7 protein-coding genes are annotated in these 8,008 nt (G+C 71.2%); 5 read left to right on the forward strand and 2 right to left on the reverse strand.

Features of this window, described 5'->3' with window-relative positions; genetic code table 11:
- Window positions 1-114: 114 nt before the first annotated feature.
- Entirely contained in the window at window positions 115-1,359 is a 1,245-nt protein-coding gene (locus ACFWV8_RS37840; RefSeq protein WP_384215021.1) for a glycoside hydrolase family 18 protein, read from the reverse strand.
- Between the two features lie 384 nt (window positions 1,360-1,743).
- On the opposite strand from ACFWV8_RS37840, the gene ACFWV8_RS37845 reads away from it, so the two are divergent.
- A complete protein-coding gene (locus tag ACFWV8_RS37845; protein ID WP_384215022.1) occupies window positions 1,744-2,916 on the forward strand; it encodes an acyl-CoA dehydrogenase family protein in 1,173 nt (390 codons plus the stop codon).
- 104 nt (window positions 2,917-3,020) lie between these two features.
- Here ACFWV8_RS37845 and ACFWV8_RS37850 read toward each other — a convergent pair whose 3' ends face one another.
- Complete coding sequence (locus ACFWV8_RS37850) at window positions 3,021-3,419, reverse strand: hypothetical protein (protein ID WP_384215023.1); 399 nt, start codon at window positions 3,417-3,419, stop codon at window positions 3,021-3,023.
- Between the two features lie 203 nt (window positions 3,420-3,622).
- On the opposite strand from ACFWV8_RS37850, the gene ACFWV8_RS37855 reads away from it, so the two are divergent.
- The 4 genes from ACFWV8_RS37855 (at window position 3,623) to fxsA (ending at window position 7,853) form a co-directional block, all read left to right on the forward strand.
- Window positions 3,623-4,063, forward strand: a complete 441-nt coding sequence (locus ACFWV8_RS37855; protein WP_329390342.1) for an Lrp/AsnC family transcriptional regulator — start codon at window positions 3,623-3,625, stop codon at window positions 4,061-4,063.
- A 190-nt stretch (window positions 4,064-4,253) separates the two neighbouring features.
- A complete protein-coding gene (locus ACFWV8_RS37860) occupies window positions 4,254-5,894 on the forward strand; it encodes an amidohydrolase (protein ID WP_384215024.1) in 1,641 nt (546 codons plus the stop codon).
- Between the two features lie 523 nt (window positions 5,895-6,417).
- Entirely contained in the window at window positions 6,418-7,194 is a 777-nt protein-coding gene (locus ACFWV8_RS37865; protein ID WP_384215025.1) for a polyprenol monophosphomannose synthase, read from the forward strand.
- A gap of 53 nt (window positions 7,195-7,247) precedes the next feature.
- Window positions 7,248-7,853, forward strand: a complete 606-nt coding sequence (gene fxsA / locus ACFWV8_RS37870; RefSeq protein WP_384215026.1) for an FxsA family membrane protein — start codon at window positions 7,248-7,250, stop codon at window positions 7,851-7,853.
- The last annotated feature ends 155 nt before the right edge of the window (window positions 7,854-8,008 follow it).

The raw sequence follows: 8,008 nt of genomic DNA on the forward strand, positions 1-8,008 counted from the left end.
CCTCGCCGCGTTGCCGAAGTGCCCACAGGAAACCGCCCTGCGGGCACTTCGGCGCCTTGCGATGCACCGCACCAGACGCCCCGGGCTGATCCGGCAAGATCGCCCGGACAGGACCTAGTTGATCGCCTTGATCAGCTCACCGTCGGTCGTGTCGCCGCTGAGCTCCCAGAAGAAGGTGCCTCCCAGGCCCTGCTCGTTCTTGTAGTCCATCTTGGTGCCGATGGTGGCGGGGGTGTCGTAGCTCCACCAGTTGTTGCCGCAGTGCGCGTACGCCGTGCCGCCCACCGTGCCGTTGGCCGGGCAGGTGTTCTTCAGGACCTTGTAGTCCTCGATGCCCGCCTCGTACGTGCCGGGAGCCGCGCCTGTCGCGCTGCCGCCGGGCTCGGCCTGGGTGACCCCGGTCCAGCCGCGCCCGTAGAAGCCGATGCCGAGCAGCAGCTTCTCCGCGGGAACGCCCTTGGCCTTCAGCTTGGTGATCGCCGCGTCGGAGTTGAAGCCCTCCTGCGGGATGCCGTCGTACGACGTGAGCGGCGAGTGCGGAGCCGTGGGGCCCTGCGCCGCGAACGCGCCGAAGAAGTCGTACGTCATCGGCAGGTACCAGTCGAGGTACTGGGCCGCCGCGCCGTAGTCGGTGGCGTCGATCTTGCCACCGTCGGACGCGTCTGCGGTGATGGCCGCGGTGACGAGGCTGTCGCCGCCGAACTCCGTACGGAGCGCGGAGACCATGTTGGTGAAGGCGTCCGGCCCGCTGGTGTCACAGGTCAGACCACAGGCGTTCGGGTACTCCCAGTCGATGTCGATGCCGTCGAAGACATCGGCCCAGCGGGGGTCCTCGACCAGGTCGTGGCAGGACTTGGCGAACGCGGCGGGGTTCTTCGCCGCCTCACCGAACCCGCCCGACCAGGACCAGCCGCCGAACGACCAGACCACCTTGAGGCCGGGGTGCTTCTCCTTGAGCTTGCGCAGCTGGTTGAAGTTGCCGCGCAGCGGCTGGTCCCAGGCGTCGGCGACACCGTCGACGCTCTGGTCGGCGGTGTACGCCTTCTCGTAGTCGGCGAAGGAGTCACCGATGGTGCACTTGCCGCCCTGGACGTTGCCGAACGCGTAGTTGATATGCGTCAGCTTGTCGGCGGACCCGGAGGTCTCGATGTTCTTGACGTGGTAATTCCGGTCGTAGACACCCCAGTTGGCGAAGTATCCGATGACCTTCTCACCGGCGGCTGTGGGGGACGCCGGGGCCTTCTCCTGGTCCGCCGCCGCGGTACCGGCGGCGGCGAGCAGGGATACGCCGAGAACAGCCGTACAGGCTGCGGCGATGAGCGCCCGGAAGCGGGCGCGGGGACGGTGCGGTCTGAGCATGAGGTCTCCTCGTGGGGAGGGAGATCGGGTTCCATGCCGTCGACTTGGCATGGACTCGAAGTGTGTTCACCCGGACGGTAGAAGGACTAGACCACTGGGTCAATGGTGCGGACCAACTTCCCGGTGAGCGCGACGGAGGCCGGAAGCCGGGCAAACGGAACCGAAACGGAATCCGGACAGGAACTGATCACCCGTGACTGCACCCCGCCGATCGGGCATACTCAACGCGCCACAGCCGCTGGTCAGCCGCTCCCGTAACCCGGGAAGGCAGCATCGGTTGGGCAGTATTCCGGCCCGGTGACACCCCGGGCCTCGACCGGTGACCGCCGCCCACACCCAGTGCGCGGCCGCCGTACCGTCCCGACAGGGGAGGAGAGCGCCGCCATGCCCGACCGCGCCCCGCGCACGGTGGAACGTCAGTTGCCCACCGAGGAGTCCAAGGACCTGCTCGCGCTCGTACGCGACATCGTCGAGCGGGAGATCGTCCCCACGGCGGCCGAAGAGGAGGAGGCGGGCCACTTCCCCCGGGAGACCTTCACCCTGCTCTCCGAATCGGGACTGCTCGGCCTGCCCTACGACTCCGAACACGGCGGCGGGGACCAGCCGTACGAGGTCTACCTCCAGGTCCTGGAAGAGCTCGCCGCGGCCCGTCTCACCGTCGGACTCGGCGTCAGCGTCCACTCCCTGGCCTGCCACGCCCTCGCCGCGTACGGCACCCCCGGCCAGCAGTCCAAGCACCTCCCCGCCATGCTGGGCGGCGGTCTGCTGGGCGCGTACTGCCTCTCCGAGCCCGCCTCGGGCTCCGACGCCGCCTCGCTGCGCACGAAAGCCGTCAAGGACGGCGACGACTGGGTGATCACCGGCACCAAGGCCTGGATCACGCACGGCGGCATCGCCGACTTCTACACCGTCCTCGCGCGCACGGGCGGCGAGGGCGCCGGCGGCATCTCCGCCTTCCTGGTGCCCGGCGACGCCGACGGACTGGCCGCCGCCGTACCCGAGAAGAAGATGGGCATGAAGGGCTCGCCCACCGCCCAACTCCACTTCGACGGCGTCCGGATCGGCGACGAGAGACGGATCGGCGACGAGGGGCAGGGATTCGCCATCGCCCTCTCCGCGCTCGACTCGGGCCGGCTCGGGATCGCCGCCTGCGCCGTGGGCGTCGCCCAGGCGGCCCTGGACGAGGCGGTGGAATACGCCACCGGGCGGCGGCAGTTCGGCCGCCCCATCGCCGACTTCCAGGGACTGCGCTTCATGCTCGCCGACATGGCCACCCGGATCGAGGCGGGACGGGCCCTGTATCTCGCGGCGGCGCGGCTGAGGGACGCGGGTCTGCCGTTCTCGCGGCAGGCGGCGATGGCGAAGCTGTTCTGCACGGACGCGGCGATGCGGGTGACCACGGACGCCGTTCAGGTGCTCGGCGGCTACGGCTACACCGCCGATTTCCCGGCCGAGCGTTATATGCGCGAGGCGAAGGTGCTCCAGATCGTCGAGGGCACCAACCAGATCCAGCGCATGGTGATCGCCCGTCATCTGGCGGGGCCGGAGACCCGCTGAAGTCCGTCCGCACTGGCGGGTCCGTACTTGTCAGTCCGTACTGGTCCGTCCGTCAGCAGTCGTCAACTGGCGGACGGGACAGGGAAGTTCGATGTACTGAAGCATCAGGCGGCCTGGCGGCGCAGGTGGGACACCTTGACCGGGCGTGAACCCGGGCCGCCCGCGTGGGAGAACGGCTGCGTGCGCCAGTCCAGTCCCTGAGGGAGCGTCAGCAGAAGTGCGGTGTCCTGCTCCTGCGCGTCGAGCGACTCGTCGGCAGGCGGGGCGTCCAGGGCCGAACGGCCCGTACCCGCACAGACGGTGAGCACGAACGGGTTCCACGGGCTGGGGCACAGCGCGTGCTCCGGCAGGCTGTCCTCGTCGGCCAGCAGGGCGATCGGCTGGGAGCAGTCCGGGCACACGACCCGGAACATCTCGAAGGTGTCGTAGAAGTCGAGCTCATCGGCCTCGACGGGTTCAACGGGCTCCGGTTCGATACGTCCGGCGCGCTTCAGGCTCTGCATTCAGGCACTCCCCCTCGGGTGGGCCGACAGCCACGTGCGGCCTCGACCACAGCAAGCAATTCCCGTCGCGCGCCGCAGGTAACCGTAAGGTCTCGACGGACCCCGTGACATACCTGTGGTGTTCGTCACATGCCCGGCGCAGGTGACGATCCGGTACACCGCCGACTGTGCCGGAAGTGACCATGGGCAATAGGTTGATCCGCATGGAGGAGTTGGATCGTCAGATCGTGGAGCTGCTCGTCAAGGACGGGCGGATGAGCTACACCGACCTGGGCAAGGCCACCGGTCTGTCCACATCGGCGGTGCATCAGCGCGTCCGCAGGCTGGAGCAGCGCGGAGTGGTACGCGGCTACGCCGCCGTGGTGGACCCGGAAGCCGTGGGCCTGCCCATGACCGCGTTCATCTCGGTCAAACCCTTCGACCCGAGCGCGCCGGACGACATCGCGGAGCGGCTGGCCCCGATCCCCGAGATCGAGGCGTGCCACAGCGTCGCCGGGGAGGAGAACTACATCCTCAAGGTGCGGGTGGCGACGCCGCTGGCGCTGGAGCACCTGCTGACCCGCATCCGCACCCTGGCGGGCGTCTCCACGCGCACGACGGTGGTCCTGTCCACCCCGTACGAAGCCCGGCCGCCACATTTCTAGGGCTCGGTTCGCCTCCGGGGCGCTTTGAGCCGGTGTCGACGGTCGACCGTGCTCAGCCCCTCGTTCCCCGGGGCCTCTGCGCGCTCTCCCTTTCGACAGCGGCGCGCCCTTCGGCTCACTCGCCGGCCCTGGGCTGCGGTGCGTACCCCTGGCTGCCGTTCTCGTGCCGTCAGGCGGGAGACTGGGGCGCATGAACGATCGCGCCGCCACCCAGAGCGAACCCCGCACCGTGCTGCTGCGCGGTGGAGAAGTCCACAGTCCCGCCGACCCCTTCGCCACCGCGATGGTCGTCGAACGCGGCCGGGTCGCCTGGGTGGGCTCCGAAGGCGCCGCCGACTCCTTCGCCTCGGGTGTCGACGAGACCGTCGACCTCGAAGGCGCCCTCGTCACCCCGGCGTTCACCGACGCGCATGTCCACACCACCGCGACCGGCCTCGCCCTCACCGGACTCGACCTGACCGGCGCCGGGACGCTCGCCGACGCCCTCGCGCTCGTACGCGCCCACCGCACCGCGCACCCCGGTGACCGGGTGCTCATCGGGCACGGCTGGGACGCCTCGCGGTGGCCCGAGCGCCGTCCGCCCACCCGGCGGGAACTCGACGAGGCGGCTGACGGCCGACCGCTCTACCTGACGCGCGTCGACGTCCATTCGGCCGTGGTGACCACCGCCCTGCTCGACCTGGTCCCCGGCGTCAGCGAACTGGCCGGATTCCACCGTGACGCCCCGCTGACCGGCGACGCGCACCACGCCGTACGCGCCGCCGCGCACGCCGCTGTGACGCCCGCGCAGCGCACCGGGGCCCAGCGCGCCGCGCGCGCCCACGCGGCCTCCCTCGGTATCGGCACGCTCCACGAGTGCGCCGGCCCCGACATCTCCGGCGAGGACGACTTCACCGGGCTGCTCCGGCTGGCCGAGGACGAGGCGGGCCCACGCGTCCACGGCTACTGGGCCGAGCCGGTCGGCGACGCCAAGGGCGCGGCGCGGATCCGTGAACTCGGAGCCGTCGGCGCGGCGGGTGATCTCTTCGTGGACGGCTCGCTCGGTTCGCACACCGCCTGGCTGCACGAGCCGTACGCGGACGCGCCCCACACCGGCGTCGCGCACCTCGGCGCCGCCGACATCGCCGCGCACGTCACGGCGAGTACCGAAGCCGGTCTCCAGGCCGGCTTCCACGCCATCGGTGACGCCGCGATCGGCGCGGTCGTGGCCGGGACCCGCGCCGCCGCCGAGACCCTCGGCCTCTCCCGGATCCGGGCCGCCCGCCACCGGGTCGAGCACGCCGAGATGCTCATCCCCGAGACCGTCGCCGCCTTCGCCGAACTCGGCCTCACCGCCTCCGTCCAGCCCGCCTTCGACGCGGCGTGGGGCGGCCAGGAGGGCATGTACGCCGACCGGCTCGGCGAGACCCGCGCCGCGACCCTCAACCCGTACGCCGCCCTTCTGCGCGCCGGTGTCGCGCTCGCCTTCGGCTCCGACAGCCCGGTGACCGCGCTCGACCCGTGGGGCACCATCCGGGCCGCCGCCTTCCACCGCACACCCGCCCACCGCATCTCCGTACGCGCCGCCTTCACCGCCCATACGCGCGGCGGCGGGCGCGCCGCGGGCCGGGACGACACGGGTCTGCTCGTGCCCGGCGCGCCCGCCGACTACGCGGTCTGGCGCACCGCGGAGCTGATCGTCCAGACGCCCGACGACCGGGTCTCCCGCTGGTCAACCGACCCGCGCTCGGGGACGCCCGGCCTGCCCGATCTCACGCCGGGCGCGGCCCTGCCGGTCTGTCTGCGGACGGTGGTGGGCGGGCGAACGGTGTTCTTGCGACCGAACGAGTGATGTCCCCGCGTTTCCGTTCCGCCGACCGATGCCCGCCGGTCACCGGCGCGACCAGCGCATCTTCCCCGCTGACCTGCTGAAACAGATAAATGCCGCAGGTCAAAGCAGTGTTGACAGCAGGCACTGACCGGCCGGTAGGTTCGGCCGGGTCCACCAAAGGACGTCCGACCGGCAACTCCCGCGCAGTCGTCGAACGCCGCTGGACCATGGGGTGGTGTGCCGCACCGGCGCACCGCCACTGGGAGCCAGGTTCAGTGCCCGCGACTCGGGGGCGAGGGAAAGTTTCCGCCGGTCGGCGGGTGCGACCCGGGTAGGGCCCCGGCGTTCAGTAGACAACGGCTCTCGGTCGACTCGCAGCCGGCGGGTCCCAGGTCGGCCCGAAGGACGCCGGGACCCGATCCGCAGGCCCCGGATCGCCCCGCCCGGTGCCAGGTCATCCGGTACACCCCGCCACCGCGTGGACAGCGACCCCTCGCGTGCTCGCTAAGGTGGTACTTCTGCGTACGGCGATTAAGGGGCAGTTGTGAACGACGGTGGTCAGAGGCAGTACGGCCCGCTCGGCGCAGCCTTGGTGATCATCCCGACCTTCAACGAGGCGGAGAACATCAAACGGACCGTCACCCGCCTGCGCGCGGCCGTCCCGGAGGCCGACATCCTCGTCGCCGACGACAACAGCCCCGACGGCACCGGAAAGATCGCCGACGAACTCGCCGCCGACGACAGCAAGGTCCATGTCCTGCACCGCAAGGGCAAGGAAGGACTGGGCGCGGCCTATCTGGCCGGCTTCCACTGGGGCATGGAGCACGGCTACGGCGTCCTGGTCGAGATGGACGCCGACGGCTCCCACCAGCCCGAGGAACTGCCCCGGCTGCTGACCGCGCTCAAGGGCGCCGACCTCGTGCTCGGCTCGCGCTGGGTGCCCGGCGGCCGGGTGGTGAACTGGCCGAGGACACGGGAGATGATCTCGCGCGGCGGCAGCACGTACTCACGGGCGCTGCTCGGCCTGCCGCTGCGCGACATCACCGGCGGCTTCCGCGCCTTCCGTACGGAGACGCTCGACCGGCTCGGCCTGGACGAGGTCGCCTCGCAGGGGTACTGCTTCCAGGTCGACCTCGCGCGCCGTGCCGTCGAGTCCGGCTGCCATGTCGTGGAGGTGCCGATCACCTTCGTCGACCGCGAGCTGGGCGACTCCAAGATGAGCCGGGACATCCTCGTGGAGGCGCTCTGGCGGGTCACCGCGTGGGGCGTCGGGACCCGGGCCAACCGCGTGCTCGGCCGCCGGGGCGTGACTGACAAATAGCGCTGTCCGCCCCTCGTACGACAACGCGCGCCGCCGCCAGGCACACTGGAAGCATGACGACCGGCGCACCGCCTCCCGCAGTTTCGAAGCGCTCTCGCGCGCGCACCTTTGTCCCTCTGGGCATCGCCGTCTGGCTGGTGCTCGAAATCTGGCTGCTGACCGTCGTGGCCGGTGCGACGAACGGGCTGACCGTACTGGCGCTGCTGGTCGGCGCGGGTCTCCTCGGCGCGGTCGTCGTGAAGCGGGCGGGCCGCCGGGCCTTCCGCAATCTCACCGAGACCCTTCAGCAGGCGCAGCGGCAGCAGCAGAACGCCCCCGAGAGCACCGACGAGAGCTCGAAACCCACCTCCGGCAACGGCTTCCTGATGCTGGGCGGCCTGCTGATCATGCTGCCGGGGCTGGTCTCCGACGCCGTCGGCCTCGTACTGCTCATTCCGCCGGTGCGCACGCTGCTCAGCCGGCGGGTCGAGCGGTCGCTGGAGCGCCGGATGCGCGCCGCAGGCCCCGGCGGCTTCGGCGATGCCTTCCAGCAGGCTCAGCAGGCCAGGATGAGCCGCCCGGACGGCAAGGTCGTCCAGGGCGAGGTCATCAGGCACGACGAGCCGGAGCAGCCGCGCGATCCCGGCCAGGACGGACCCCGCCCGCCGCTGACGCCCTGAGACCTAGGGCGCTGAGGCGCAGGACGGACAGGCAAGAGCCGTGGGGGGGGGGCCGGGGCGGTGTGGGGGGCGGCCCCGGGTGTGGGGGGGGGGGGTTGGGGGGGGGCGGGCTGAGGCGCGGAGGAGGAGTTAGGAAGGAGAAACGCCGGGGGGAT

It is taken from the genome of Streptomyces sp. NPDC058665, from assembly GCF_042714995.1.
GTDB lineage: Bacteria > Actinomycetota > Actinomycetes > Streptomycetales > Streptomycetaceae > Streptomyces.